The organism is Streptomyces milbemycinicus (genome assembly GCF_002154605.1).
Lineage (GTDB): Bacteria > Actinomycetota > Actinomycetes > Streptomycetales > Streptomycetaceae > Streptomyces > Streptomyces milbemycinicus.
Genome location: NZ_MUNE01000005.1, coordinates 1 through 25,064 on the forward strand (window position 1 = coordinate 1; position 25,064 = coordinate 25,064).

21 protein-coding genes are annotated in these 25,064 nt (G+C 72.2%); 13 read left to right on the forward strand and 8 right to left on the reverse strand.

Annotation, left to right across the window (positions count from 1 at the left end):
• Positions 1 to 24: 24 nt before the first annotated feature.
• Positions 25 to 576: a tetratricopeptide repeat protein gene (locus CCN51_RS00460; RefSeq protein WP_014178138.1), complete on the forward strand. Its 552-nt coding sequence runs from the start codon at positions 25 to 27 to the stop codon at positions 574 to 576.
• A 64-nt stretch (positions 577 to 640) separates the two neighbouring features.
• Here the strand turns inward: CCN51_RS00460 and CCN51_RS00465 are convergent, their stop codons facing one another.
• Entirely contained in the window at positions 641 to 2,494 is a 1,854-nt protein-coding gene (locus CCN51_RS00465; RefSeq protein WP_014178137.1) for a trypsin-like serine protease, read from the reverse strand.
• Between the two features lie 325 nt (positions 2,495 to 2,819).
• Here CCN51_RS00465 and CCN51_RS00470 point away from each other — a divergent pair, with 325 nt between their 5' ends.
• Positions 2,820 to 4,331, forward strand: coding sequence for an AAA family ATPase (locus tag CCN51_RS00470; RefSeq protein WP_043487295.1), 1,512 nt, complete (start codon positions 2,820 to 2,822; stop codon positions 4,329 to 4,331).
• A 12-nt stretch (positions 4,332 to 4,343) separates the two neighbouring features.
• Here the strand turns inward: CCN51_RS00470 and CCN51_RS00475 are convergent, their stop codons facing one another.
• On the reverse strand, positions 4,344 to 7,013 hold the full coding sequence (locus CCN51_RS00475) for a hypothetical protein (protein ID WP_143675698.1): 2,670 nt from the start codon (positions 7,011 to 7,013) through the stop codon (positions 4,344 to 4,346).
• Between the two features lie 120 nt (positions 7,014 to 7,133).
• Here CCN51_RS00475 and CCN51_RS00480 point away from each other — a divergent pair, with 120 nt between their 5' ends.
• Together CCN51_RS00480 and CCN51_RS00485 are read left to right on the forward strand one after the other, a co-directional pair.
• Entirely contained in the window at positions 7,134 to 8,114 is a 981-nt protein-coding gene (locus CCN51_RS00480) for a daunorubicin resistance protein DrrA family ABC transporter ATP-binding protein (protein WP_043490931.1), read from the forward strand.
• Positions 8,114 to 8,929 carry an ABC transporter permease gene (locus tag CCN51_RS00485; RefSeq protein ID WP_014178133.1) on the forward strand — a complete coding sequence of 272 codons (816 nt, stop codon included), beginning with the start codon at positions 8,114 to 8,116 and terminating at the stop codon, positions 8,927 to 8,929. The genes CCN51_RS00480 and CCN51_RS00485 overlap by 1 nt, the downstream gene beginning before the upstream one ends.
• Positions 8,930 to 8,978: 49 nt before the next feature.
• Here CCN51_RS00485 and CCN51_RS00490 read toward each other — a convergent pair whose 3' ends face one another.
• Both CCN51_RS00490 and CCN51_RS00495 read right to left on the reverse strand, forming a co-directional pair.
• The gene (locus CCN51_RS00490) at positions 8,979 to 12,287 is read right to left on the reverse strand and encodes an ATP-binding protein (RefSeq protein ID WP_014178132.1); all 3,309 of its coding nucleotides are present in this window, start codon (positions 12,285 to 12,287) and stop codon (positions 8,979 to 8,981) included.
• A gap of 162 nt (positions 12,288 to 12,449) precedes the next feature.
• Positions 12,450 to 13,796, reverse strand: coding sequence for a diacylglycerol/lipid kinase family protein (locus CCN51_RS00495; protein ID WP_014178130.1), 1,347 nt, complete (start codon positions 13,794 to 13,796; stop codon positions 12,450 to 12,452).
• Between the two features lie 250 nt (positions 13,797 to 14,046).
• On the opposite strand from CCN51_RS00495, the gene CCN51_RS00500 reads away from it, so the two are divergent.
• The 3 genes from CCN51_RS00500 to CCN51_RS00510 all read left to right on the forward strand — a co-directional run bounded on the left by CCN51_RS00500 (position 14,047) and on the right by CCN51_RS00510 (position 17,504).
• The gene (locus CCN51_RS00500; RefSeq protein ID WP_014178129.1) at positions 14,047 to 15,639 is read left to right on the forward strand and encodes an AlkA N-terminal domain-containing protein; all 1,593 of its coding nucleotides are present in this window, start codon (positions 14,047 to 14,049) and stop codon (positions 15,637 to 15,639) included.
• Between the two features lie 87 nt (positions 15,640 to 15,726).
• The gene (locus tag CCN51_RS56840; protein WP_014178128.1) at positions 15,727 to 16,227 is read left to right on the forward strand and encodes a methylated-DNA--[protein]-cysteine S-methyltransferase; all 501 of its coding nucleotides are present in this window, start codon (positions 15,727 to 15,729) and stop codon (positions 16,225 to 16,227) included.
• A complete protein-coding gene (locus tag CCN51_RS00510) occupies positions 16,224 to 17,504 on the forward strand; it encodes an MFS transporter (RefSeq protein WP_014178127.1) in 1,281 nt (426 codons plus the stop codon). The genes CCN51_RS56840 and CCN51_RS00510 overlap by 4 nt, the downstream gene beginning before the upstream one ends.
• A gap of 13 nt (positions 17,505 to 17,517) precedes the next feature.
• On the opposite strand, the gene CCN51_RS00515 is transcribed toward CCN51_RS00510, so the two are convergent.
• Positions 17,518 to 18,195: a TetR/AcrR family transcriptional regulator gene (locus tag CCN51_RS00515; RefSeq protein ID WP_106436396.1), complete on the reverse strand. Its 678-nt coding sequence runs from the start codon at positions 18,193 to 18,195 to the stop codon at positions 17,518 to 17,520.
• A gap of 121 nt (positions 18,196 to 18,316) precedes the next feature.
• Here CCN51_RS00515 and CCN51_RS00520 point away from each other — a divergent pair, with 121 nt between their 5' ends.
• The 4 genes from CCN51_RS00520 to CCN51_RS00535 all read left to right on the forward strand — a co-directional run bounded on the left by CCN51_RS00520 (position 18,317) and on the right by CCN51_RS00535 (position 21,293).
• Positions 18,317 to 18,877 carry an NAD(P)H-dependent oxidoreductase gene (locus CCN51_RS00520; RefSeq protein WP_014178125.1) on the forward strand — a complete coding sequence of 187 codons (561 nt, stop codon included), beginning with the start codon at positions 18,317 to 18,319 and terminating at the stop codon, positions 18,875 to 18,877.
• Positions 18,878 to 19,015: 138 nt separating this feature from the next.
• Positions 19,016 to 19,756, forward strand: coding sequence for an alpha/beta hydrolase (locus tag CCN51_RS00525; RefSeq protein WP_014178124.1), 741 nt, complete (start codon positions 19,016 to 19,018; stop codon positions 19,754 to 19,756).
• 108 nt (positions 19,757 to 19,864) lie between these two features.
• On the forward strand, positions 19,865 to 20,116 hold the full coding sequence (locus CCN51_RS00530) for a hypothetical protein (RefSeq protein WP_014178123.1): 252 nt from the start codon (positions 19,865 to 19,867) through the stop codon (positions 20,114 to 20,116).
• A gap of 10 nt (positions 20,117 to 20,126) precedes the next feature.
• Complete coding sequence (locus CCN51_RS00535) at positions 20,127 to 21,293, forward strand: SPFH domain-containing protein (protein WP_014178122.1); 1,167 nt, start codon at positions 20,127 to 20,129, stop codon at positions 21,291 to 21,293.
• Between the two features lie 173 nt (positions 21,294 to 21,466).
• On the opposite strand, the gene CCN51_RS00540 is transcribed toward CCN51_RS00535, so the two are convergent.
• Positions 21,467 to 21,853 carry a luciferase domain-containing protein gene (locus CCN51_RS00540; protein ID WP_043487288.1) on the reverse strand — a complete coding sequence of 129 codons (387 nt, stop codon included), beginning with the start codon at positions 21,851 to 21,853 and terminating at the stop codon, positions 21,467 to 21,469.
• Positions 21,854 to 22,104: 251 nt separating this feature from the next.
• Here CCN51_RS00540 and CCN51_RS00545 point away from each other — a divergent pair, with 251 nt between their 5' ends.
• Positions 22,105 to 23,289 (forward strand): thiolase family protein, encoded by a 1,185-nt coding sequence (locus CCN51_RS00545; protein WP_014178120.1) that lies wholly within the window; start codon positions 22,105 to 22,107, stop codon positions 23,287 to 23,289.
• 129 nt (positions 23,290 to 23,418) lie between these two features.
• Here the strand turns inward: CCN51_RS00545 and CCN51_RS00550 are convergent, their stop codons facing one another.
• On the reverse strand, positions 23,419 to 23,907 hold the full coding sequence (locus CCN51_RS00550; RefSeq protein ID WP_014178119.1) for a hypothetical protein: 489 nt from the start codon (positions 23,905 to 23,907) through the stop codon (positions 23,419 to 23,421).
• Positions 23,908 to 23,993: 86 nt separating this feature from the next.
• A complete protein-coding gene (locus tag CCN51_RS59105) occupies positions 23,994 to 24,569 on the reverse strand; it encodes a RibD family protein (RefSeq protein ID WP_264349438.1) in 576 nt (191 codons plus the stop codon).
• Between CCN51_RS59105 and CCN51_RS00560 the strand changes: the two genes are divergently transcribed.
• The gene (locus CCN51_RS00560; RefSeq protein ID WP_014178117.1) at positions 24,474 to 24,959 is read left to right on the forward strand and encodes a hypothetical protein; all 486 of its coding nucleotides are present in this window, start codon (positions 24,474 to 24,476) and stop codon (positions 24,957 to 24,959) included. The two genes, CCN51_RS59105 and CCN51_RS00560, sit on opposite strands and share 96 nt — an antisense overlap.
• Positions 24,960 to 25,064: the final 105 nt, after the last annotated feature.

The window sequence follows — 25,064 nt, forward strand, 5'->3', positions numbered from 1 at the left end:
AATTGCGGCGCCGGAGGAAGCAGCGTGAGTGAGGAAACGGACGAGGCCAGAGCCGTAAGGCTGGAGCAGGCATACCGCGGCGCCCTCAAAGCCGAGGCCGATTACGACATATTGCATCCGCTCCGCGGCGAACTCGAAGAAACCTACCGCCGAATCCTGCAAACCGACCCTGACAACGCGGACACCCTGACCGCGCTGGCCGTGCTCCTCTCCACGGATGTGCAGCTGCCGGACGGAGAGTCGGTGGAGCTGTTGTGGCGGGTGTTCGACATGGACCGCGCGGACGAGGACTCGTGCGAGTCCCTGGTGAGCCTGTTGGAGGCGCTCTCCGAGGAGGAAGAAGCGGACGAGGTCTACCGCCAGGCCTCGGAAGCGGGAAATCTCCAGGCGGCCTTCGAGCTCGCGGCGCGGCTCGACGAACGGGGGGACCTCGAGGAGGCGGAACCGCTCTACCGTCGGGCGGCCGAGGCGGGCAACGCCCACGCCGTGGCGAACCTCGCCGCCCTTCTGGAGGAACGCGGCGACCACGAGGCGGCCACGGCGCTCAGGAACGGCGAGGGCGCCCGCCCCAGCTAGGGGGACGGACGCCTCGCAGCTAGGGGGGGGACGGACGCCCCGTCAGCCCAACTCACCCGGCGGTTCAGCCGAAGAGGTTGTACTGCTGCCAGCCCGTACCGATCGTGACCGGCGTGCCGAACAGGTCGGACGTGGCCTTCCCGGTGCCCGGGTAGACGTACAGCGTGCCGGCGGGGGTGCGGGCGGCCAGGTCGGCCTTGCCGTCGCCCGTGATGTCGCCGACCGTGGCGAAGGTGTCGTACTGGCTCCACGTACGGACGTGGATCCGGGTGCCGAACGCCCCGGAGCCGGCCTTGCCGGTGCCCGGGTAGAGATAGACGTACGAGTTGCTGCTGCTCCGGGCGATCAGGTCGGGTTTGCCGTCGCCGGTGAAGTCGCCGTGCCCGAGCAGCCGGTTGTACTGGTTCCAGCCGCTGCCGACCGCGACCGGGGAGGCGAAGGTGCCGTCGCCCTTGCCCGGGTAGATGTAGAGCGTGCCGCTCGCGGTCACCGACAGCAGGTCGGGCAGCTGGTCGCCGGTCACATCGCCGGGGGCGACGACCTTGGTACGGGTGGACCAGTTGCCGAAGACCAGGGTGGTGGCCCAGCTGCCGCTGGCCGGGACCCAGTGGCGCCAGTAGATCGCCCCGGTGGAGGCGCGGCGGATGATCTGGTCCTGGAAGCCGTCCCGGTTGAGGTCGGCCTGAAGGACGACGTTCTTGTCGCTGTACGCGCCCCAGGACACCCGCGTGGCGAACGACGTGCCCTTGGAGTCGTACTCGTACCCCGTGTTGTCCGAGGCGCGGCGCACGAACAGGTCGGCCCTGGCGTCGCCGTTCAGGTTGGTGTCGTCGATGCGCGGGTAGGCCGCCCCGACGTACGTGCTCACCTTGGTGAACACGCTGTACGATCCCTCGGCCACGCAGTCGGTCGTGCCCCAGGAGACCACGCCGACGACCTTGCCGCCGACGATCAGCGGTCCGCCCGAATCCCCGTTGCAGGCCGCGACGGTGCCGGTGTCCGAACCGCTGGCCGGCTCGCCCGCGCAGACCATGTGGTCCTTGATGAACTGGCTGCCGTAGGTGGTGCCACAGGTGGTGTCCGAGACCATCGGCAGGGTGGCGGTGCGCAGCGTCTCGGAGATGTCCTGGCTGGTGGAGCTGGTGCGGCCCCAGCCGTAGAGGGTGGCCTGCGTGCCCGCGGTGTACGACGCGGTGTCGTTGGAGGTGGTGATCGGGGCGGGCTTGGCGGTGACGGGGCTGGGCAGCGTCAGCACCGCGAGGTCGTTGTCGATGGTGGTCGCGCTGTACGACGGGTGGTTCCACTGCCGCCAGGCCCCGGAGACGGTGCCTCCGTGCACATCGACCGAGCCGTCGCTGTTGTCCGTCGGCTGCTGGGCGGTGCCGGTGATGACGGCGCCGTTGGCGTTCCAGTCGTAGCCCTTGACGCAGTGCGCCGCGGTCAGGATCTTCGTGGGGGCCACGACCGTGCCGCCGCAGAAGAAGCCGATGTCGTCCGAGGTGTCGGCGGTGCCCTTGTCGTCGGAGTACCACAGCTGGGCCATCCACGGGGCCGTGGTGATGGTGGTCTCCGTACCGCCGATGATCTTGGGGTCGGCCGTACCCGACGGCGAAGTGGCGTCTGCCGACGGCTTCGCGCTCGGCGAAGACGCCGCGCCCGCGGACGGCTGGGGGTCCGTGGGGGTCTGACGCTGATCGGCGTTCAGCGCGCCCTTGATCCGGGCCAGGAGTTCGGTGTGCGAGGGGACCGCGTCGCGGCCCGCCGTCACCGGCTCGGGCGAGGCATGGGCGAGCGAGGCGTGGGCGGGCGCGAGGGGAAGCGCGGCGGCGGCGAAGCCGGCGGCGACCGCGACGACGGCGGCGGGGAGGGCTCTTCGCGCCCGCCTTCTGCGCCGCTCCCGCTTCTGGGCAGCGAACACTCAGGTCTCCTGTCGGTGAAGGATCGACTCGCACCCGGACAGGAAGAAGCGGCCGGACAACGGCAGCGCAAATACCGCCCGCTATGCGGACGAACGCGGTCAGAAAACGCGTTCCCCTCCCGAGGCGGACTGATCGTATGACCGCCCGCCGCTCCGTCGGCCACGCGGCGGGAAACGGGTGCACAAGACTTGGCAAAGACGGCCCATGGGACCCTCGGCAGCCGTTGATCAGCGGTTATCGGTTGCTCAGGGACGTGTTGTTTCACTCGCCGCACGAGGTTAGGAGTACACTCCTTAGGCATGTAGTCCTAAGCGAGGGGCGGAGATGCAGCGTCGAACGCGCCTGAGCAAGCCGTCCCACGTCTTCGACCGCGGAGCGGAGTGGGACGCTCTCTCGGCATTCGTGAGCCGTCCTTTGCCGCATGCCATGCTCGGGATCGTCAGTGGCAGGCGGCGTATGGGCAAGACCTACCTGCTGCGCGCCCTGGTCGAGCAGTTGGGGGGCTTCTACTTCGGGGCCACGGCGGCGACAGAAGCAGAGTCGCTGCGCCAGTTCGGCGCGGCCCTTGCGGATCACACCGGGTCTCCGGTGCCATTCTCCTTTGCCACCTGGGACGACGCGATCTCCTATTTGTTCGGCCTCGCCGGACCTCGGCAGACAGACGCGCCGCTGCTCGTGGTCATCGATGAGTTTCCGTACCTGGCGAAGACCGCTCCGGAGCTTCCGTCGCTGATCCAGCGGGAGACCGACCGCTTCCAGGCCGAGGAGAGCTGGATGCGGCTGCTGCTGTGCGGATCGGCGATGTCCGTCATGGGTGGTCTGCTGGCGAGCACCGCACCCCTGCGGGGGCGCGCGCAGATGGAACTTGTGGTTCGCCCTTTCGGATACCGGGCTGCTGCCACCTTCTGGGGGGTCGCCGACGCCCCGGCCCTCGCGGCCCGCCTCCATGCCGTGGTCGGCGGCACTCCGGCGTACCGTCGGCAGTTCTTGGGGGACGATGTGCCGCGCAGCCTGGCGGAGTTCGACGACTGGATCTGCCGTACGGTCCTGTCCCCCTTCAGTCCTCTCTTCAGGGAGGCGCGGTATCTGCTGGCCGAGGAAGCGGATATCCGGGACACCGCGCTGTACCACTCGGTCCTCGCCGCCGTGGCTCAGGGCAACACCACCCGGGGCGGGATCGCAAGCTACATCGGTCGTAAGTCAGTGGACATCTCGCACCCTCTCCACGTGCTGGAGGACAGTCATCTGCTGGCGCGGGAGGCGGACATCTTCCGGGCCGGGAAGTCGCAGTACCGCATCACCGAGCCGCTGATCAATTTCTACGAGGCCGTGATGCGACCCGCCTGGGCCCGTCTGGAGAGTGGCCAGGCGGCCGAGGTGTGGGCCCAGTCCGCGGAGCGTTTCGCGGCTCAGGTGGCCGGGCCGCACTTCGAGGCGGTGTGCCGTGAGTACCTGCTGGGGCCCGGCCGGTCCCTGCTCGGCTCGGCCTTGGGCGAGGTCGGCTGTGGTGTGGTGACAGACCCTGCGGCGCGGCGGCAGATTCAAGTCGATGTAGCCGTGGTCGAACCCGGGTCGGGGGGACGGAAGCCGGCGGTCCACCTGCTCGGTGAGGCGAAGTGGGGCACGGTCATGGGGCTGAGCCAGCTGGAGCGCCTCGCTCGGGCGCGGGAACTCCTCGCCGGACGCGGTATGGACACCGGACGGTGCGGGCTGGCCTGCTTCAGCGCCGCAGGCTTCAGCGATGCATTGCGCGGCGAGGCGGCACGCGACGATGGTGTGCTGCTCATCGGCCTCGACGAACTCTACGGCGGAGCGGTGCCTGCCCCGCCGCGCTGACCAGACCGGTGATCAGGCAGGCTTCTGCGGCACCACACAGCGGTCGTCCTGGGCCGGGGTGCCCTTGGGCCAGGCCAGTGCCTCGAAGGTCAGCTTGGTGCGCATCGGGTCGAGGCGGACGATGGCCAGGGCCTTGTTGTACGGGTTGCCGGCGTTCGTCAGACAGATCCAGCCGCCTGCTCCCTGGACCCGGAAGGCGGAGTTCAGATTCTCGTAGTCCTCTTTGATCCGCTCCTTTGACGGGACGGGCGTTCTGGTGGTCGCCGCCGCCTTGGTGAGGGCCTTTGCGGCGGTCAGGATCACATCGTGGGTCTCGATCGCCCGTCCGTCGTCGAGCCGCACCCTGCCCAGCTTGCCCTCGTGGGCTCGGGCCTCCGCGCGCAGTTGCTCCATCGCCCGCTGCGGTTCGACCAGATAGCGCGGCTGATTGCCAGGGTCCGACCCCTTCGCGCCCGCGTGCTTCTTCCAGCGTTCGAGTTCCACGTTCCAGGCGTCGGGGTGCGCCGGGGCCGCGTACAGGACGTTGATGGTGGGGGTGCCGGCCTTGGGGTCGCCCCGTAGCAGGGCGCGTTCGTCGCTGCCCAGGCGCTCGTCGAGCGAGGTGGCGTCGGAGCCGGTGATCACGGTGTACGACTGCTTCCGGGCGCAGTAGGTGCGGGCCAGCTTCTTCACGAAGAGTTCCAGGTGGAAGGCCCGGCCCGCGAAGTAGACGACGCGCGCCTTGGATTCGCAGAGATTCATGGCGAAGGTCTCGAACTCGTTCGGTGTGACCCCCGCGGTCTCCGGCCCCTCCGAGGTGAAGGTCATGTCCTGGGCTCCGGCACCGGCGCCGCGGGCCTCGGTGAACGCGTCGCGGAGCGAGTTGTTGTAGCTGTCGCCCGGCCGGGTGTCGGCGACCAGGGCCGTCTGGGCCCGGGCCAGGCCCGGGTCGTAGTGGAGCAGCGCGGCTGCCTGGTCCTTGCTGGTGGAGACCACGCGGGCCAGGCCCGGGTAGCGGTAGGGGCCGGGGCCGTCGCTGTTGGCGAAGGCCTGGGAGGTGACCAGGCCGGCCACGACGGGGATCTTCAGGTCGTTGGTGAGGTGGCGCATGGCGTCCTGGGTGTTGTCGAGGCTCAGGTTGAAGCCCACGACCATCCGCAGCTCGGGCTCCTGGTCGGTCAGCCGGTCCACCGTGTACCGCCATGCCCGGTAGTCCCGGCCGGGGTTGGCCAGCACCAGCCGGATGGGTGGGGCCGCGTCCGAGCCGTTCGCCTGGAGCTGCCCCAGATAGGCGCCCTGTACCTCGCTGACGATCTGCCGGCGGACGGCCGCGTTGTCCGACTCCATCGGGATCATCAGCGCCACGGTCGCATGGGCTTTACGCTCGATCCGCTCGTTCTCCGCCTCGATGCCGGCGAACACCTCGCGCATGCCCTGGACTCGGGGCATGAACACTCCTGTCCCGTCCGAGACCCCGACGCAGTCCGCGCCCCGCATCAGCAGCCGCTCGCCACAGCCCTCGGCGCGATCCCAAGGAGCCCAGCTCAACAGCGCGGCGAGCACGGCGAGGGCCACACCGACGGTGCCGGCGGACAGCGTCGCCGGTCCCCAGCGGCCGGCCTTGAGCGGCGGAAGCGGGGCCGGGGCCGGGGAGGTGAGGCGCACCTGGAGGACCCGGCTCGGCAGCGGTACGTCCTGGCTGCGCCGCCACCGCTCGACGGCCTCGTCCCGCTCGCGGAACCGTTCGGGCACCGCCGCGGGCAGCTCCTCCGCGGTCACGGAGGGCTTTCCGCCCCGCGGCGGCGGCGCGGCGCCCGGGGCGCAGGTGGCGATGGTGACGGGGTGCACCCGCAGTTCGCGCGCCCCGTCGTCGTAGGCGTCGAGCAGCCGGTCCCTGATCAGCCGCCGCGCGGAGGACAGGTCGACGTCCGGCAGCAGGATGACCGGGCGCCGCGCCCGGTTGAGGCGGCGGAAGCAGCCGTAATGCGCGTCGATGTCGGCGAGCAGCGCCTCGACGAGCAGGAGCTGTTTGTCCGCCACGGGCCTTTGCTGCCGGCCGCGTAACTCCCGGAAGACCTCCAGCTGGGTGACGACCCGGCCCCGGAACCACTTCCTGCGGTACCAGCGCACCGTACGGCGGTGGGGGAAGCGGCAGACGTCGGCCACCTTCACCATCACCCCGACCAGCCCGCCGAGTTGCTGGGCCATCTGCTCGTCCCGGGCCAGCGCCTCGGCCCGTTCCTTCATCTCCTGGAGGGTGTAGCGGCGTTCCTCGGCGATGGCCTGTTTGACCATCCGCGCGATCTTGGAGTTCTGCTTGGCGGGCAGCTGCCCGTCGTCCGGCCGCCAGACGTACAGCGCCGCGAAGGCCGCCGCGAAACGGGGGAAGCTGATGGGCAGCCGGTAGGCCGGGCGGCCGTCGTATCCGCAGCCCTGGACGATGGCCAGCAGCTCGGTGACGACCTGCTGCTCCTGTGTCTCCTCCTCCGGCAGCTCGTCCGGGCAGTTGAGCGGCAGGACGCCGCGGTACCGCTCGTGGAAGCGGCGGGGCCAGCCCCGTACGGCCGGCTCCTCGCCCTCCAGCTGAAGGATCAGCGCTCCGGCCGCACGGCGGAACTTCAGCCGCCTGACGCGCAGCCGGTCCCTGATCGTCAGCTGCGCCAGCGCATCGTCCAACGCCTGTTCCATGTCTGCCCGCGCCATGGCGCGACGTTAGGCCCATGGGAGCGGGAGGGGTCCCGCTTCGCCGGTCGGGCCTGGGCCCGGCGCCCCTGAAACCGTCATGAAACCGCCGTGAACCCGGCCGCCCGCACCCTCTTGGGCATGACGACTTCCCGATCCCCCCGGGCCATCACGGCGACCGGACTGCGCAAGGCGTACGGCGAGCAGGTGGTGCTCGACGGCATCGATCTGGACATCGCCGAGGGCACGGTCTTCTCGCTGCTCGGGCCCAATGGCGCCGGCAAGACCACCATGGTCCAGATCCTGTCCACGCTGATCGGCGCCGACGGCGGTGACATCCGCGTCGCCGGGCACGATCCGGCGAAGGACCCCGACGCGGTGCGGTCCGCGATCGGGGTGACCGGGCAGTTCTCGGCGGTGGACCATCTGCTCACCGGCGAGGAGAACCTGCTCCTGATGGCCGACCTGAACTACCTGGGCCGGCGCGAGGGGCGGCGGCGGGCCGCCGAGTTGCTGGAGCGGTTCGACCTGGTCGACGCGGCCAAGAGGACGCCCGCCACCTACTCGGGCGGGATGCAGCGGCGGCTCGACATCGCGATGACCCTGGTCGGACAGCCGCGCATCATCTTCCTCGACGAGCCGACCTCCGGCCTCGACCCGCGCAGCCGGCACACCATGTGGCAGATCGTCCGGGACCTGGTGGCGGGCGGGGTCACGGTGTTCCTGACCACGCAGTACCTGGACGAGGCCGATCAGCTCGCCGACCGGATCGCGGTACTCAACGGCGGCAAGCTGGTCGCGGAGGGAACCGCGGAAGAGCTCAAGCGGCGGATTCCCGGGGGGCATGTCCGGCTGCGGTTCGCCGTGCCGGGCGATCTCGAACGCGCCGCCCGCGCCTTCGGCGAGGTCTCGCGCGACGACGAAGCGCTCACCCTCCAGGTGCCGAGCGACGGCAGTGTCCGGGAGCTGAGGTCCCTGCTCGACTGGCTGGACGCCGAGTCGGTCGACGCCGAGGAACTGTCCGTACACACCCCCGACCTCGACGACGTCTTCTTCGCCCTCACCGAAAAGCCCGGCAACCCGACCGCCCAGGTCACCACCGCACAGAAGGTGAACGCGTGATGAGCAGCACCCTGTCCCGTCCCTTGTCCCGTCCCCTGAGCGATTCCATGACGATGCTGCGGCGCAACCTCCGGCACGCGCTGCGCTACCCCGCCATGTCGATCTCCGTCCTGGCGATGCCGATCGTCATGCTGCTGCTGTTCGTGTACGTCTTCGGTGGCGCGCTGGGCACCGGTGTCGGCCCGATGGGCGGGGCGGGCGGCGGCGACACGGACTACATCGACTACGCCGCCCCCGGAATCATCCTGATGGCGGCGACCTCCGGATCGCTGGCGATGGCCGTGGCCATCTCCGTCGACATGACCGCGGGCATCATCAACCGGTTCCGCACCATGGCGATCTCACGGTCGTCGGTGCTGATCGGACACGTCGTCGGCTGTGTGCTCCAGACGCTGGTCGCCATCGCGCTGGTCACCGGGCTCGCGCTGGCCATGGGGTTCCGGCCGAACGCCACCGCCGTCGAGTGGCTTGCCGTATTCGGCCTCCTGACGCTGGTCACCATCGCGCTCACCTGGCTCTCGGCCGCCATGGGGCTGGTGTGCAGGAGCCCGGAGACGGCGAGCAACGCGCCCATGCCGCTGCAGTTCCTGCCGTTCCTCGGCAGCGCGATCGTCCCCACGGACTCGATGCCGACCGGGCTGCGCTGGTTCGCCGAGTACCAGCCCTACACCCCGATCATCGAGACGCTGCGGGGGCTGTTGATGGGCACGGAGATCGGGAACAGCGGCGTCATCGCGGTGGCCTGGTGCGTGGGGCTGACCCTGGTCGGCTTCCTCTGGGCGCGGGCGATGTTCAAGCGGGAGCCGAGGCATTAACCGGCCCGGCAGTGCCGGACGTCAACCGCCGGCCCGGCAGTGCCGGACGTCAACCGCCGGCCCGGCAGTGCCCGCCGGGCCTGCGTTGCCCGCCTTGCCCGCCGTACTCCCGCGGAGCAGGCGTCAGAGGCTCGATCGCCGTCAGGGCCGTGGCCAGCAGCTCTTCCCGCCCCAGGGCGGCGTACGAGGACACCGCGCCCTCGTACGCCGCCCTGTCGGCCTGTTCGGCCGCGTGGCGGGCGCGGGCGGAGGCCATGGTCGGCTGGAAGCCGCGCAGGAAGCGGAACCGCTCCGCCAGGGCGATCAGCCGGGCGCCGGTCGTACGGGCCGCCGCGTCCCCGGTGCGCTCCGCGCGGTCGAGTTCCACCATGGCCAGGGCCAGCAGCAGCGCACCGCACACCGGGAGGTCCATCAGATAGGCCGGGGGCTTCTCGACGGGGTGGCTGAGCATTGTCCACAGCTTGTGGGGAAGTTCGCGGACGGCCTCCTCGATCAGGTCGAGGAGGCCGTGGTGCGCGTGGGCGACCACGGCGGCGGCCTCGATCTCCAGGGTCCAGGGCTCCAGGCCGGGCGGATCGGTGCGGTAGAGCGCGTTCTCGCCGCTCTCCGACGTCCCGACGGCCTGCCGCCACTCGCGCAGCCCGGCCTCGGTGTCGCCGCGCGCGAGCCGCAGTTCCGCCCGCATACCGAGGCCGAAGGCGAGCGCGCCGACCGTCTCCGCCTCCGTCTCCGGTTCCGCCGCCTCCTCCTGCCGTCCGGGCGTCGTCAGCGGCAGCCAGTGCTCCGCCTCGTCGATGGCGCCGAGTTGCAGATTGGCGAGGATCAGGGCCGCCTTGATGCCGGTGATGTCCCCCCACGGCATGGCCCCCTCCATCAGCCGCAGCGCCGCGACCAGATGGCGCTTGCCCTCCTCGCCCCGTTCGGCCTGCAGGGACAGTTCGCTGATCCGGGTGCGGGCCATGACCTCGACCCAGTCGGCGCCCCGGCCCCGGAACTCGTCCAGCATCCGCTCGGCCGCCCGGATCGCGCCGTCCACATCGCCCTGCCGCTCCAGGACATAGCTCGCGAGGGAGTTGGCGACGACCGCCAACAGCGGCTCGTCGCTGTCGCACAGCGCGCGCAGCGGGGCCGGATCCGGCCCCAGCACCTCGGGCGCGGCGGCCATCACGGTCGCGATGGCCCGTACGAGGGTGTCGGGCGGGGCGGGCGGCAGCCGGCGCAGGGTGACCAGCGGGCGGCCGGCGCGCAGCCCGATGACGGTGAAGGTGTTCGCGGTGAACAGCGCCGTGGCGGTCCGGGTGACCTCGATGAGCGCGGGGTCGGACGCCCGCTCGGGCCGGTAGTGCGACAGCAGCCGGCTGGTCTGCTCGGCCAGCGCGGCGACGCGCGTGTAGTTGCCCTCGACCGTCCACAAGGACGCGAGTACGGCGGACGTCGCCGCGACCGCGGCGCCGTCGTCCCGGGCCAGCCCGTACCGCAGGGCGTGGACGAGGTTGTCCTGCTCGGCCCGGATCCGGTCGAGGGGCGCGAAGAAGTCTCGTTCATGCGGCGAGTCGTGGTGCGCCACGCCGAAGTCGCGGGCCCACGCGAGGAAACGGCCGATCACGCGGTCGGTCTCCCCGGCGGCCTCCCGGTGGGCGGTGCTGAACTCCCGTACGGTCTCCAGCATCCGGAAACGCGCCCCCGCCGGGGTGTCGGCGACCTTGAGCAGCGACTGGTCGGCCAGGTCCGCGAGCACCCCGAGGGCGTCGTCCTCCTCTCCGAGGAGGTGGCACGCGGCGTCCGCCGTGAATCCGCCGGGGAAGGCGGACAGCGCCCGCAGCGCCGCCTGTCCGGCCGGGTCCAGCAGGTTCCAGCTCCAGTCGACGACGGCGTGCAGCGTACGGTGGCGGCTGGGCGCGTCCCGCGCGCCGCCGCGCAGCAGGGTGAACCGGTCCTCCAGGCGGCGGGCGATCTCGGCGACCGACATGACCCGGACCCGCGCGGCCGCCAGCTCCACCGCGAGCGGCAGCCCGTCCAGATGGCGGCACAGCTCCGCCACCGCGTCCGCGGGCAGATCGGCGCCGGGCCGCACCGCCCGCGCCCGCTGCTCGAACAGCTCGACCGTCGTCGCCGGGCTCAGCTCAGGCAGCAGATACACGGCTTCGGAGGACAGACCGAGCGGGGCCCGGCTCGTGGTGAGCACCCGCAGGTCCTGGGCCTGGGACACCAGTTGGCGCACCAGCTCGGCGGCGCCGCGGATGACGTGCTCGCAGTTGTCCAGCACCAGCAGCACGGGCCCGGGGCCGAGCGCGGCCAGGATGCCGGTGACGACGTCCGTCGGCAGGCCCAGATGGCCGACCGCGCCGGGCGGCGCCTCGCCGACGCCGAGCGCCGACGCGACCTCCCTGACCACGTCCTCGTCGGAGGTGACGCCCGCGAGCCCGACGAAGTACACGGCGCGCCGCTCGGCCCGGCGGCTCACGGCGTGCGCCAGCCGCGTCTTGCCCAGGCCGCCGGGGCCGACGACCGAGGCGACCCGGGAGGCGTGCAGCAGCTCCGTCACCGCGGCGGTGTCCTCGTCGCGGCCGAGCAGCGGATTGGGCTCGTACGGGACGCCGTGCCGCACCACCGGCGCCTCGCCCCGCAGCAGCTCCTCGTGGACGGCCTGGAGCGCCGGGCCGGGGTCGGTGCCGAGCTCGTCGCGCAGCGCGCGGCGGTACGTGTCGTACCTGGCCAGCGCCGCGGACGGGCCGAGCGTGGCCGCCTCGCAGCGCAACAGCTCAAGCAGCACCTCCTCGTCCCGCGGCCGCTCACGGGCCAGGCCGTCCAGCGGCTCGGCCGCCTCGGCACGGCGGCCGAGCCGGGACAGGGCCAGCGCGCGGGCGCGCGCCAGCGTCCGGTACGTCGCGGCCCGCTCCGCGCGCAGGGCCGCCACCGGATCCTCGGCCGCGGCGCCCCGCGCCGCGCCGTCGGCCTCGCCGCCCGGGTCGCCCTCCCACAGCGCGAGGCCGGCCTCGGCGTGCGCGAGCGCCGCGGCGTGGTCGCCGGCGCGCGCGTGCCGCGCGCTCGCGGCCGCGCTGAGCAGGACAGCGGAGCTGTCGACCTGGTCCTCGGGCAGGGCGAGCCGGTAGCCGGTGGGGGTACTGGCGATCACATCGGCGCCCAGCTGGGAGCGGGCGCGGGAGACCAGGATCTGGAGCGCCTTGGTCGGGTTCTCCGGCCGGTCCTCCGGCCAGAGCCCGTCCACCAGCCGCGCGGTGCCGCAGCCGGTACGCGGCTCACCCGCGAGAAGCGCGAGCAGGCCGCGCAGCCGGGGCCCGGTTATCTCGCGGCCGCGGCACGAGACCCGTGACAGCAGGGTCAGCTCGGTGGTCACCGGGTCAGATTAGCCAGTCGGCGGATTGGCCGGTCAGCGAGCTGTCGCCGCCATACGGTCAGGGCTCGACCGGCTCCAGTTCCTTTGTCTCGGCGGTCGCCACGCGCAGGGCGGGCGCCGCCCGTTCGACGTAGCGCATTTCGACGTAGCGCATGGGGGCGCTCAGAACCCGCGCCCGCCGACCGCCGTACGCCCCACCACCGCGCCCAGCTTGCGCAGCCGCCGCCAGTCCATGGGCGGCTTCACCGCCGGAACGCCGGGCCGGCCCCGGGGGACCCGTACCCGCAGCGCGCCGGGCGCGATGCGGCAGCGCACCGGGACCGACACCATCAGCGCCTCGCCGTCGACGCCGACCTCGATCTCCTCACGGTCGGCGTCCACCAGCACCTCCTGGGCGGTCCGCACCGTCAGGCCCGCGGCCTTCCGGCCGCGCAGCAGCCCGGCGGCCTGGGCGGCGTTGTCGACCTTGACGCCGAGGACGCCGAGCCTGCCGGAGTTCAGCAGCTCGCGGCGGCCGAGCCCGGCCGCGTCGCCGGTGCGGTACGGGTTGTTGCTGACCAGCAGGGCCTGGGGAGCGGGGATCTTGACCCCGTCGGCCTGCGCGATCATGCGGGGGCCGCGCTGGCGGGTCAGCAGGTCGGGCAGCAGCTCCAGGGTGGTGCGCACCTTGTCGTCGCGGTAGGCGGGGCTCTGGACGACTGCCGCGTACGCGCCGAAGGACGCGTTGTTGACGAAGGGGTGCTCGTTCGCATAGCCGAGGTCGACGCGGAGTTCCACGCCGTCGGTGAGCGCGTCCAGGCAGGTCGACGGATCCTCGCGGTCCAGGCCGAGGTCCAGCGCGAAGTGGTTGCGGGTGCCCGCGGAGATCACCAGGAAGGGGAGTCCGCGCTCCACCGCGACGGCCGCGACCAGCGCCTGCGTACCGTCGCCGCCCGCCACGCCCAGCAGATCGGCGCCCGCGTCCGCCGCCTCCCGGGCCAGGGCGGCCACGTCCTGCGGGTGGTCCGGGTCGAGCAGCGCCACCCGCGCGCCCAGCCGTTCGGCCTTCTCCTTCAGCCCGAACCGCCCCACCTTCCCGCCGCCCGAACGCGGGTTCATGATCAGGAAGGGGTTCTGCGGCGCGGGGGTCTGGTACTCCGTCACCGGTACGGCGCCAAAACCGGTGCTGCGGATCGCGGCCCGCCCCGCCCAGACCGCCACCCCCCACAGCCCCAGGGCGACCATGACCACCCACAGCAGGTTCTGCGCGTCGTAGTACCCGATCACGGTCAGCGGCGCCGCCACCGCCAGGACGGCCGCCGCGATCCGGATCGCGCCGCGGCGGGTCAGCACCCACCACACGGAGGCCGCGGTCACCGCCATGCCGCCGAGCCCGACCACCACCAGGATCAGGCTGGCGGTCCCGGCGAAGATCATCGGCAGCAGTACGCCCAGCGCGGCGGCGGTCAGGGCCAGCCGTGCCGACCAGCGCTGCGCGGCATGGGCCCCCTCGCCAGGGTCCAGCACCATCGGCCCTCCCCGGCCCGGCAAACCACTCAACGGCGTTCTCGATCCTCTTGACGCTCTGGGCACCTTCGGCACGTTCGACAGCGCGTCATGTTAGGCCGTACGGCGGGCCGTTCGTGCCCACCCGCGCCAAGAGCATGTCCGCGTCACCCTGGAGGACGGGCAGTCGGTGGGATGTGGTTCACCGAACCGGCCCATCACCTGGTCCGATTACCGCCAGACAGCGCCCGGACCGGCGGCGAAGAATGGCCGCGTGCTCGATTTCGACATCTGTTACCGGGCCATGGCCAGCCGCGACGCGAGGTTCGACGGCGCCTTCTACGTGGCGGTCACCTCGACCGGCGTCTACTGCCGCCCGGTGTGCGGCTCGCGCACCCCGAAGCGGGAGAACGTCCGGTTCTTCCGGGTCGGGGCGGCGGCGGAGGCGGCGGGATTCCGGGCGTGCCGACGGTGCCGCCCGGAGGCTGGGCCCTCGTCGCCGGAGTGGAACGTCCGGGGCGACCTGGTCGCCCGCGCGCTGCGGCTCATCGCCGGCGGGGCCGTCGACGAGGCGGGCGTGGCCGGGGTGGCGCGGCAGCTCGCGGTGAGCGAGCGCCATCTGCACCGGCAGCTGGTCGCGGAGGTGGGCGTGGGACCGCTCGCCCTGGCGCTGAACCGCCGCGCCCAGACCGCGCGGCTGCTCATCGAGGCAGGCGCCCTGCCCCTCGCGGATGTGGCGCTCGCCGCCGGATACTCCAGCGTCCGGCAGTTCAACGACGGCATCCGCACCGCGTTCGGGCGCTCGCCCAGCGAGCTGCGCGGAGCACGGACGCCGCACGACGGCCGGCGGGCCCAGCGGTCCGGGCCGCTGGCGCTACGGCTGCGATACCGGCCCCCGCTGAACGGCACGGCGCTGGTGACGTGGCTACGCGACCGTGCGGTCCCGGGCGTGGAGGAGGTCGACGGCGACCGTTACCGCCGTACGCTGCGCCTGCCTCGGGGCTCGGGGGTCGCCGAGCTGGATCTGAACAGCGCCATCTCCGGCGGCCGCGAGCCGGTCCCCGAGGTGCGGCTGCGCCTGGCCCTGGACGACCTCCGCGACATCACGGCCGCCGTACGGCGCTGCCGTGACCTGCTCGACCTGGACGCCGACCCCGCCGCCGTCGCGGACGCCCTGGGCCCGGACCCGCTGCTCGGACCGTTGGCGCGGGCCGCGCCTGGGCTGCGGGTGCCGGGCTGCGCGGAGGGGTTCGAGCTGGCCGTACGTGTCGTCGTCGAGCAGTACGCCCCGCTTGACGAGGCCCGGCGGCTGTACGGGCGGCTGGCCGCCCGCTACGGCGAGCCCGTCGGGCCGACGGGGGAGGCCGTCGGCCCGGCCCGGGAGACCGGACCAGGCCGGGAGGCCGGACCGGGCCAGGCCGATGCGGCTTGCGACGCGGGCGCCCCCGCCCCGGCGGTGGGGCCCGACCGGCTGTTCCCCTCCGCCACCGCGCTGGCCGACGCCGACCTGGCCGCGTTCGGCCTCGGCGACGAACCGGCCGCCGCTGTACGGGCCCTGGCCCGTGCCACGGCCGACGGGACACTCCGCCTGGGCCGGGACGCGGACCGGGAGGAGGTCACGGCCCGGCTGCTCGCCCTGCCCGGGGTCCGCCCCTGGGCCGTCCAGCGCATCGCGGCGCACGCGCTGGGAGACCCGGACGCCTTCGACCCCGAGGACCCGGGACTTCACCACCGCACCCACGCCCTCGCCCTCGGCCTCGCCGACAGCCCAGCGGCCCTCGTCCGGCACGCCCGCGGCTGGCGGCCGTGGCGCGCGTACGCCGCCATGCACCTGCGGTTGACGAGGCCGTCCCGCCGCGCCACCTGACGACCGCCCCACCTGACCACCTGACCGGGCCGTCCGCCTGACCGCCTCATCCCCGCGACAGCCCAAGAACCAGAACAGGACACGCCCATGTACGCCGCGACGGTGCCGACCCCGCTCGGCCCCTTCACCCTGGTGACCGTCCCGGACGGCATCCTCGCCGCAGGATTCACCGAGGACCCCGCCGTCCTCCTCACCGAGCTCCCCGGGCGGTGGCGCGAGCGCCGACCGGCCCGGCGCGGTGCGCTGGAGCCGTACACCTCCGCCGTGACGGCCTATTTCGACGGCGAGTTGGCGGCGATCGACGCGCTCTCCGTCGTCCAGTCCGGCAGTGACTTCCGGCTCGCGGCCTGGCGGGAGATGCGCCGGGTGAAGCCTGGAGCCACCGTCAGCTACCAGGAGCTGGCGGCCCGCGCGGGAAGCCCCGGCGCCGCGCGGGCGGCGGGCGCCGCCTGCGCGTACAACCTGGTGCCCCTGGTCGTGCCCTGCCATCGCGTACGCCGGTCGGACGGCACCCTGGGCAACTACTACTACGGCCTGGACGCCAAACGATGGTTACTCGCCCACGAGAGCGGAAGTGGTGTCCAGTGAAGGCGTACGCGCGGGTCCTGGTGCGGCCGGGCGGGTTCGGCCGGCTGTGGCTGGGCACCACCGTGTCGCTGCTGGGCGACGGAATGACGTTCCTTGCCCTGGCGTGGCTGGTGCTGGACGAGGGCGGCGCCGGCCGGCTCGGGCTGCTGGGCGTCTGCTTCACCGCGCCCGTCGTGGTCGGCGGGCCGGCGGTGGGGCTGCTGCTGGACCGGGTCGACAAGCGGACGCTGCTGATCGCGGACAGCGTGTTCCGGGCGGTGTGCGTGGCGTCGGTGCCGCTCACGGCTGCCTTCGGGAGCATGCCGACCGCCCTGCCCTTTGTGGTGGCGGTGGTCTATGGGCTGCTCAAAATGGTTCCGCTGGCGGGTTTCCCCGCGGCGATACCGCAACTCGTCGACGACGAGAACCTGGACACCGCGAACGCACTGGAGTCGCTGGCCTTCAGCGTCTCAACCGTCGTCGGCCCGGCCCTGGCCGGTGTCCTGGTCGGCGCGGTCGGCGCGGCCAATGTGCTGCTCGTCGACGCCGCCTCGTACCTCGTCCTCGCCGCTCTGGCGGCGACCGTGCGGCAGCCGCTGTCGCCGCCGGAGCGCGGTGGGAAACCGGCGCGGGCGAAGCCGTCCCTGAGGACCGTGGCCGGTGACCGGGTCATCGTGGCCACGACGGCGGCCTTCATGCTCTTCAACATCGCCGAGGGGATGCTGCTGCTGGTGGTCGGCCCGTGGCTGGCCAGGCACCAGCTGGGCGGCGGGGCCTCGACCCTCGGCGCGCTGACCGCCGCGCTGGCGGCCGGGGAGATGGCGGGCGCGGCGCTCGCCGGGCGCGGGCGGCCCGGACGGGCTACGCCGCGGCTGATCGGGCTGTGCCAGGCCGCTGCCGGGCCGGCCTTCCTGGCCGTACTGGGGGCGCCGAGCACCCTGGTGGTCGGCGCCGGGTACTTCGCGGTGGGCGCGCTGAGCGCGCCGATGACCGTATGGGCCCAGTCGCTGCGGATGCGCCGTATCCCGCCCGCGCTGCACGGCCGGGCCTTCACCGCGCTGCGTACGCTCATGCAGGGAACGCCGCCGCTCGGCGCCGTGCTCGCCGCCCCACTCCTGGCGCGCGGCGAGCCGGCGGCGGCTGCGGTGATCATGGCGGGGGTGGCCGGTCTGCCCGGGCTGTGGCTGATGCTGGCCGTACCCGAGCCGACATCTCCGGCAACGCAAGAGACTCAAGACGCCAACGAGATTCAGGAAGCTCAAGAGACTCGAGGAGCCAAACAGCCTCAAGGGGCCTGAGCCACCGGGCCATTCACCCGGCGGGCCCGACCGTACGGGCGACGAGATCGCGCCAGCCCGCCTCCAGCCGCTCCAGCGCCATACCGCGCTGCCGGATCAGATGGTGGATGAGCGCGGGCTCCAGGTAGCCCATCAGCGTCTCCGCCAGCAGTTCCACATCGCCCTCGGCCCGCGCCTCGCGCAGCAGCATGGTGATGTGGGTGAGCCGGACCTGGCGCGGGGCCACGGCCAAGCGGCGGCCGGCGGGCGGATCGCCGGCCAGGTAGAGGTCGAGATACGCGACCATCTGCCGGAGGGTGGTCACCCCGAACGCCGCCAACCGCTCAGCGGCCGGGGCGCCGGGCCCGAGCGGGGGCGGGCCGGTGAGAAACGCCTGCTGGTAGGCCTGCTCGGAGTGGTCGAGCAGGGCCTGGAGCAGACCGGTGCGGTCGCCGAAGCGCCGGAAGACCGTCCCCTTGCCGACCGACGCGGCGCAGGCGACCGCCTCCATGGTCAGCTTCTCCACCCCCTGCTCGGCCACCAGCCGCCCAGCCGCCTCCAGCAGCCGGGCCCGGTTGCGTACGGCGTCGGCCCGCATCGGGGGCGCCTGACCGGCCATGGGCAGCAGCGGCCGCCCGGCCACGTTCGCGGCCGCCGCCGCGGGAGGCGACGCGGGAGGCGGAGGGGGCTGGGACGGCGCTGACGAGTTCATGATGGGCCATCGTAGCGGACCGCGGTCCGTTTAGGTTAAAGTGGACCGCGGTCCGATTATCTGGTACAACCTTCAACTAATGAGGTCCGCACCGCGGGCGCCTATCGATCTTGGAGAACTCATGTCTGTTCGCATCCTCGCCCTGGTCGGCAGCCTCCGTGCCGGCTCGACCAACCGCCAGCTCGCCGAGACCGCCGTGAAGATCGCCCCCGAGGGCGTCGAGATCACGATCTTCGAGGGCCTGGCCGAGATCCCCTTCTACAACGAGGACATCGACGTCGAGGGGTCCGTACCCGCGGCGGCCGCCAAGCTGCGCGCCGCGGCCGGTGAGGCCGACGCCCTCCTGCTCTTCTCGCCCGAGTACAACGGCACCATGCCGGGCGTCCTGAAGAACGCGATCGACTGGCTGTCCCGCCCGTACGGCGCCGGCGCGCTGTCCGGCAAGCCGGTGGCCGTCGTCGGCACCGCCTTCGGCCAGTACGGCGGCCTGTGGGCCCACGACGACGCCCGTAAGTCCGTGGGCATCGCCGGCGGCACCGTCGTCGAGGACATCAAGCTCTCCATCCCCGGCTCCCTGACCCGCTTCGCCGAGCAGCACCCGTCGGACGACGCCGAGGTCACCGGCCAGCTGACCGACGTGCTCACGCGCCTGACGAAGGAAGCCGGCGCCGCGAAGGCCTGACCCCCGACTTGCCTCAGCGGGCCCCGTCGACCGAACACGGTCGGCGGGGCCCGCTCGCGCTCCACGGGCCCGCCTCGCGGCTCCAGTACGCTGCCGCCGAGACAACGATGCCGCCGCCTCCAACCAGCGGGAGCGCCCGTGGAATTCATCCACCACACCGACGGCGAAGCCCTGAGCTGTGCCTCTTTCGAGCCCGCCGCATCCGGTGGGCCCGCCTCGTCCACCCGCGTGGTGATCATGCACGGGGCCGGAATCGGCAGCAAGGAGCGGAGCATCCCGCTCGCCCGCGACTTCGCCGCCGCGGGCCACCCCTCCCTCGCGTTCGACTTCTCCGGCCACGGGGACAGCTCCGGGAAGCTGGAGGAGCTGAGCCTGGAGCGGAGGTTCCGTCAGGCGCTCGGCGTCATTGAGGCGTTCGCCCCCGACGGCGGCCCGCTGGCGCTGGTCGGCTTCAGCATGAGCGGCCAGACGGTCGCCGATCTGACCGCACACCTCGGCGGCAGGGCCGAGGCCATCTGCCTGTGCGCACCGGCCGCGTACGGGCCCGAGGCGTGGCCGGTGCCGTTCGGGGACGGCTTCACCGAGCTGATCCGCCGGCCCGAGAGCTGGCGCCCCAGCACGGTCTTCGATGTGCTCGGCGCCTTCACCGGCCGCTCCGTCCTGGTCGTCCCCGAGCGCGACGAGGTCATCCCGCCCGAGGTCACAGCCGGGATCGAGCAGGCCCTCCGGACGAAATCCCGGTTCTCCAAGGTGGTCCTGGACGGCGCCGACCACCAGCTCGGCCGCTGGCTCTCGGACCACCCGGAACACCGCGCCCGCCTCGTGGATCTGTGCACCCGGCCGCACGACCCGGACCACACCGGCCTGGCGCGGGCCTGAACCTCGACAACGTCGACAACCTCGACACCGACCCCGGTCAGAGGCGTTGACGCCACGGGCGTAGTGTCCGAGCCTCGACGTCAGCAGGACGAGGGGGCGTGGCCATCCATGGCGACGGACGATGCCGTACGCGGCTGCACCGGTGTGCTGGTCATCGGCACGCGTGGGTCCGCGGGCCCCGGCGAGGTCCTGGTACGGATCAGAGGCGGCAGCGAAACCTTCCTCGCCTGGTCCGACGTCCCCTTGCCCAAGGGGACATCCGTGCTCGTGATCGACTGCCGTGGCGCACGCCAAGTCGACGTCGTCGAGTGGGCTGATCCGTTGAACGCGTTGGCCGGCGAGGCCGGCAACGCCGGCTGAGGAGACGAAAATGTTCGGTTACCGCGTTCCCGCCCCCGACGAGGCGATGCTCATATCCGGTGGCAGGCGGGGCCAGGGGGGTGCGCCGTTCCGTGTGGTGACCGGGCACGGCAAGTTCGTGCTCCCGGTCTTCCGCAAGACCCGGTTCCTCACACTGGCGATGTGCGAGGCGGAGGTCGCCGAGAGGTGTGTCACCAAGCAGGGCATCGTGCTGACGGTCCGTGCCGTGATCGCCTTCAAGGTCGGCAACGACACCGAGAGCATCGTCAACGCGGGCCAGCGATTCCTCTCCGACCAGGACCAGATGTCGGTGCTGACCGGCCGGATCTTCGCCGGGCACCTGCGCGCGATCATCGGCTCGATGACCGTCGAGGAGCTCATCACCGAGCGGCAGAAGCTCGCCACCGAGGTCCTGGACACCTCCAAGACCGAGATGGCGAAGATCGGTCTGATCGTGGACTCGCTGCAGATCCAGTCCATCGACGACGGCGACACCGGCTACATCGCGGCGATGTCGGCCCCGCACAAGGCCGCCATCCAGCGCCAGGCCCAGATCGCCCAGGCCCAGGCCGCACAGGCCGCAGCCGAGGCGGAGCAGGCCGCCGCACGGAAGCAGGCCGAATACGCCCGGCAGACCGCCGTGGTCCAGGCCGAGTACTCGGCGGAGGTGGACCGCGTCCAGGCCCAGTCGGCGCAGGCCGGACCGCTGGCGGAGGCCCACGCACAGCAAGAGGTGCTCGCCGCCCGGACCGAACTGGCCCAGCGCGCGGCCGATCTGCGCCAGCAGCAGCTCGTAGCCGAGATCGTCAAACCCGCCGAGGCCGAGGCCGAGCGGATCCGGGTGCTGGCACTGGCCGAGGCGGAGCGGATGCGGATCCAGGCCGAAGCCGCGGCCTCGCACGGCCGGGTGGCACTGGACCGCATGCTCATCGACCAACTGCCGCAGATCGTCAAGGAGGCCGCCTCCGGGCTCTCCGGCGCCAATGTCAACGTCCTCAACGGCGCCGACGGACTGGGCGAGATCGCGGCGGGCCTGGTCGGACAGGGCCTGACGATCCTGGACTCGGTACGGCGCAACCTGGGTTCGCCCGAGGGTGATGTGGAGAAGGCGGAGAAGGCACAGAAGAGCGGCGGGCAGCGCCCGGCGGACGGGGGCGGCAGGGTCGAGATCCGCTGAGGGGCGGGGCCGGACGACCACGCCCACCGGATGGCGGCCACGTGTCAGCACACCTGGCCGCACGTCCGGCGGCACGCCTGGCCGCCGTACGTCAGCACGCGTGGCGGCACGCCTGGCTGCCGTACGTCAGCACACCTGGCGGCACATCTGCCCGCACGCCTGGCTGCCGTACGTCAGCACATCTGATAGTCCCGCCGGTCCGGAAACGTCACTCGGTTGAGATTGCACCGGTGCGGCGCGGCCCCGACACATCGCGCATGCGCCTGCAGCGCCACGCTGACCAGGCACAACAGCACATCCGCATCCCGCTCGTTGTCCAGGTGCACGGTCACCCACTGCGAGTCCGGCATCAGCCGGATCGCCGTCGACCGCCCCAGGTAGACGGCCAGGTGCCGGATGGCCGGTTCGGTAAGGTGCAGGTCAGCGTCCCGGTCGGAGTGGAAGTGCACGATCTCGCACTCCGCCGTCCGCACAGCCCGGCCCGTGCCACAGCAGGCCGGGCCCACGTCGAGGTCCGGCCAGTCCCGCAGCCGCTCCATGGCTCGATGCGCCACGCTCACGGAGACATCCTCCCCGGTTTCCCGGGGCCTCACCCTCGCGTTGCCTGACCGTAACCATCCGATCCGACAACCGGATTGCGGCCTGGCCACCGAATCGTCGCGACCCACCACTCACCCCACACCGCCCCCTCCGGTCTGCCCGGAGGGGGCGGTGTTCTTGTGACGCCCCGCCGCTCCTTGCTACTCTGCAGTAGCAAGGAGCGTTGGAAAAACAAACCCACCCGTCCTCGCTGGAAGAGGAGGCGATCGCCATGCGCGACGCCGTCATCGTCGAAGCCGTCCGCACCCCCATAGGCAAGGGCAAGCCCGGCGGCGCGCTCGCCGGGGTGCATCCGGTGGAGCTGCTGGCACACACGCTGGGCGCCCTCGTCGAGCGGAGCGGGGTGGACCCGGCCCTGGTCGACGACGTCATCGGCGGGTGCGTGGACCAAGTAGGCGAGCAGGCCATGAACACCACCCGGTACGCATGGCTCTCGGCCGGGTTCCCCGATTCGGTCCCCGCGACGACCGTGGACCGGCAGTGCGGGTCCTCGCAGCAGGCTGTGCACTTCGCCGCGCAAGGGGTGATCTCTGGGGCATACGACCTGGTGGTGGCCTGTGGGCTGGAGTCCATGAGCCGGGTGCCCATGTGGTCGAACGTCCCGGCGGGCGCCGATCCGTTCGGGCCGGGGATCGCGGCCCGCTACCCCGAGGGCCTGGTGCCCCAGGGGATCAGCGCCGAGCTGATCGCCGCCAAGTGGTCCCTGACGCGCGAGCAGATGGACGAGTTCGCCACCACGTCCCACCAGAAGGCGGCCCGCGCGACCGCCGAGGGGCGGTTCGCCGCTGAGCTCGCGCCCCTGACGGCGGACGGACACACGGTGGACACGGACGAGTCCATCAGGCCCGCCACCACGCCCGAGGTTCTGGCCCAGCTGCGGCCCGCCTTCGCCGACCCCGGGTTCGCCGAGCGGTTTCCGCAGATCCAGTGGTCGGTGACGGCAGGCAACAGCAGCCCGGTCAACGACGGCGCCGCCGCGCTCCTCATCACCACCAGCGAAACCGCGGCCCGCCTCGGCCTGCGCCCCAAGGCCCGGCTCCACAGCTTCGCCGTCACCGGCTCGGATCCGCTGCTGATGCTCACCGGCGTCATCCCCGCCACGGAGAAGGTGCTGCGCCGGGCAGGGCTCGACCTCGCGGACATCGACCTCTTCGAGGTCAACGAGGCATTCGCCAGCGTGGTCCTCGCCTGGCAGCAGGAAACGGGCGCCGACCCCGCCAAGGTCAACGTCAACGGCGGCGCCATCGCGCTCGGCCACCCCCTCGGCGCCAGCGGAGCCCGGCTGATGACCACCCTCGTCGGCGCCATGCGCGAGCGCGGCGCGCGGTATGCGCTGCAGACCATGTGCGAGGCGGGCGGGCTCGCGAACGCGACGGTGCTGGAGGCCATTGGGTAGGTCGTCCGCGAAGGGGCTCGCCCGCCGCGCTCACACGGTGTGCGGTGGGCGGGCCGTCGCCTTCGGTGTTGCTCGCCGCTCAGTTACTCGGTCCGCGTGAGCAGCTGGGGTGTCCGGGGTGGGCTTTCGTCACGCCTGGCGGGACGCCCCGTCCGGCCATACGACGTCCACGGGCAACCCCGCCGCCCGCGCCCCGTACACCACATCCGCCGTGCCCCCGCCCTTACCGGTCGGCGGCTGCCCGTTCCACACGGCCACCAGACGGTCCGCCCGCTCCAGCAGTACGGAATTGGCCGCTTCGTACGCCTCGCGGTTCGCCGTGGCATGCGGCATCACCAGCACCTCGTCCGCCGCGTCCATCAGCCGGTCGAACGTCTCGGCATGGTCCGGCTTCACCATCGCCTCCCGGTAATCCCGCGACGGAACCACCACGACCAGCCGCCCACCCACGGCCAGGACCGCATCCGCGAACAGGCTGTCGCTGCCCCGCGCGATGCACGACACGCCGACGAGGGTGGAGGGCTCGTACGCGGCGAGGGCCCTGTCCAGTTCCCTGCGCACCAGCGGCACCGAGTCCTCGGTGATGTCCATGTGTCCGGTCACGGCGATCGTCGTCATCGTCGCATTCACCTCGTCATGCGGTCAGCGGGCTCCGGATGCTACAGCGGACATCGACCCCGGCCCGGGGTACGCCGTCCGTGGCTTCACCGCCGCGGGCGTGCGATCAGCCGGATGTCAGGGCCTGATCGCGCGACGTCCAGCAACTCGCACCGCAAGATGTCTTCCATGGTCTCGATGGTGCCGCCCTGGAGCGCGCTCTTGCCGCGGCCGAGGAGCGCGGGCGCGATGTAGGCGATGACGCGATCGACCAGCCCGGCCGATACGAAGGAAGCGGCGAGCGTGGGCCCGCCTTCGAGGAACATCCCGCGCACGCCACGGGAGGACAACTCGCGCAGCAGCGCATCGAGATCCAGGCCCTCCTTCGCCCTCGGGAGCCGGACGACGGCGACACCATGCCCGATACCGACACCCCAACACCGGACAGCCAGACACCCGGTGACTCCGACGACGGACGTCAGTACGCGAGGTAGCCCGCGCCAGGCGCCGTAGGCAGACCGCGGCCCCGCCCTTGGACAACCCCCGCCACAGGGCGGGGCCGCTCCCCACCACGCAGGAGCCCCCACATGACGGCACCACCCACACCCGATCACTGGCACTGCTACCGCTGGACCGGAGAACGCCGAACGTACGACGACGAACCCGCGCGTCGACCGCCCCATCTCATCGCCTGCGACATCACACCCCAGGAGTGGAAACAGATCGCAGCCGCCAGCCCGACCTTCATGGCCAGCGAAGTACCGCCCTTGGAGGTAGCGCACTGGCTGCTACGCCCAGCCAGAACGATCAAAGCCACCTTCCAGGAACCGGAGAAAGTCTCAGCCTGGTACCGAGACCAGGTCACCGACCTGACCCCCTCCTTCGTGACCGACCACGACAAGAACCCCACCCGGCAAGCCGAACGCTTCACGGCCGCGGATGACCGGCTCAGCTGGGGCGGTGACGTCGTCGGCGGCTGGTACCTGCGCGGCACCGGATTCGCCTCAGTGCAGCTGGTCGCGTGCAGCGCGAATCGGATTCGCCCGACCATCCCCTGCCCGATATTCCCCTAGCCACCGCCGGGAAGCGCCACCCTGCCTGGTGCCCCCTGCGCGGAACGCCGATGGCCCCCGCCCCCGCGGGGGCCATCGGCGTTCCGCGCAGGGGGCACCAGCCAG

Excerpts from the sequence above, each read along its gene's own strand:
- CCN51_RS00485 (WP_014178133.1), top strand. The coding sequence starts at position 8,114 with ATGAGCAGCACCCTGTCCCGTCCCTTGTCCCGTCCCCTGAGCGATTCC.
- CCN51_RS00520 (WP_014178125.1), top strand. The coding sequence starts at position 18,317 with ATGTCTGTTCGCATCCTCGCCCTGGTCGGCAGCCTCCGTGCCGGCTCG.
- CCN51_RS00515 (WP_106436396.1), bottom strand. The coding sequence starts at position 18,195 with ATGAACTCGTCAGCGCCGTCCCAGCCCCCTCCGCCTCCCGCGTCGCCT.
- CCN51_RS00480 (WP_043490931.1), top strand. The coding sequence starts at position 7,134 with ATGACGACTTCCCGATCCCCCCGGGCCATCACGGCGACCGGACTGCGC.
- CCN51_RS00545 (WP_014178120.1), top strand. The coding sequence starts at position 22,105 with ATGCGCGACGCCGTCATCGTCGAAGCCGTCCGCACCCCCATAGGCAAG.
- CCN51_RS56840 (WP_014178128.1), top strand. The coding sequence starts at position 15,727 with ATGTACGCCGCGACGGTGCCGACCCCGCTCGGCCCCTTCACCCTGGTG.
- CCN51_RS00530 (WP_014178123.1), top strand. The coding sequence starts at position 19,865 with ATGGCGACGGACGATGCCGTACGCGGCTGCACCGGTGTGCTGGTCATC.
- CCN51_RS00550 (WP_014178119.1), bottom strand. The coding sequence starts at position 23,907 with ATGACGACGATCGCCGTGACCGGACACATGGACATCACCGAGGACTCG.
- CCN51_RS59105 (WP_264349438.1), bottom strand. The coding sequence starts at position 24,569 with ATGGGGCGGTCGACGCGCGGGTTCGTCGTCGTACGTTCGGCGTTCTCC.
- CCN51_RS00495 (WP_014178130.1), bottom strand. The coding sequence starts at position 13,796 with ATGGTGCTGGACCCTGGCGAGGGGGCCCATGCCGCGCAGCGCTGGTCG.
- CCN51_RS00535 (WP_014178122.1), top strand. The coding sequence starts at position 20,127 with ATGTTCGGTTACCGCGTTCCCGCCCCCGACGAGGCGATGCTCATATCC.
- CCN51_RS00475 (WP_143675698.1), bottom strand. The coding sequence starts at position 7,013 with ATGGCGCGGGCAGACATGGAACAGGCGTTGGACGATGCGCTGGCGCAG.
- CCN51_RS00560 (WP_014178117.1), top strand. The coding sequence starts at position 24,474 with ATGACGGCACCACCCACACCCGATCACTGGCACTGCTACCGCTGGACC.
- CCN51_RS00470 (WP_043487295.1), top strand. The coding sequence starts at position 2,820 with ATGCAGCGTCGAACGCGCCTGAGCAAGCCGTCCCACGTCTTCGACCGC.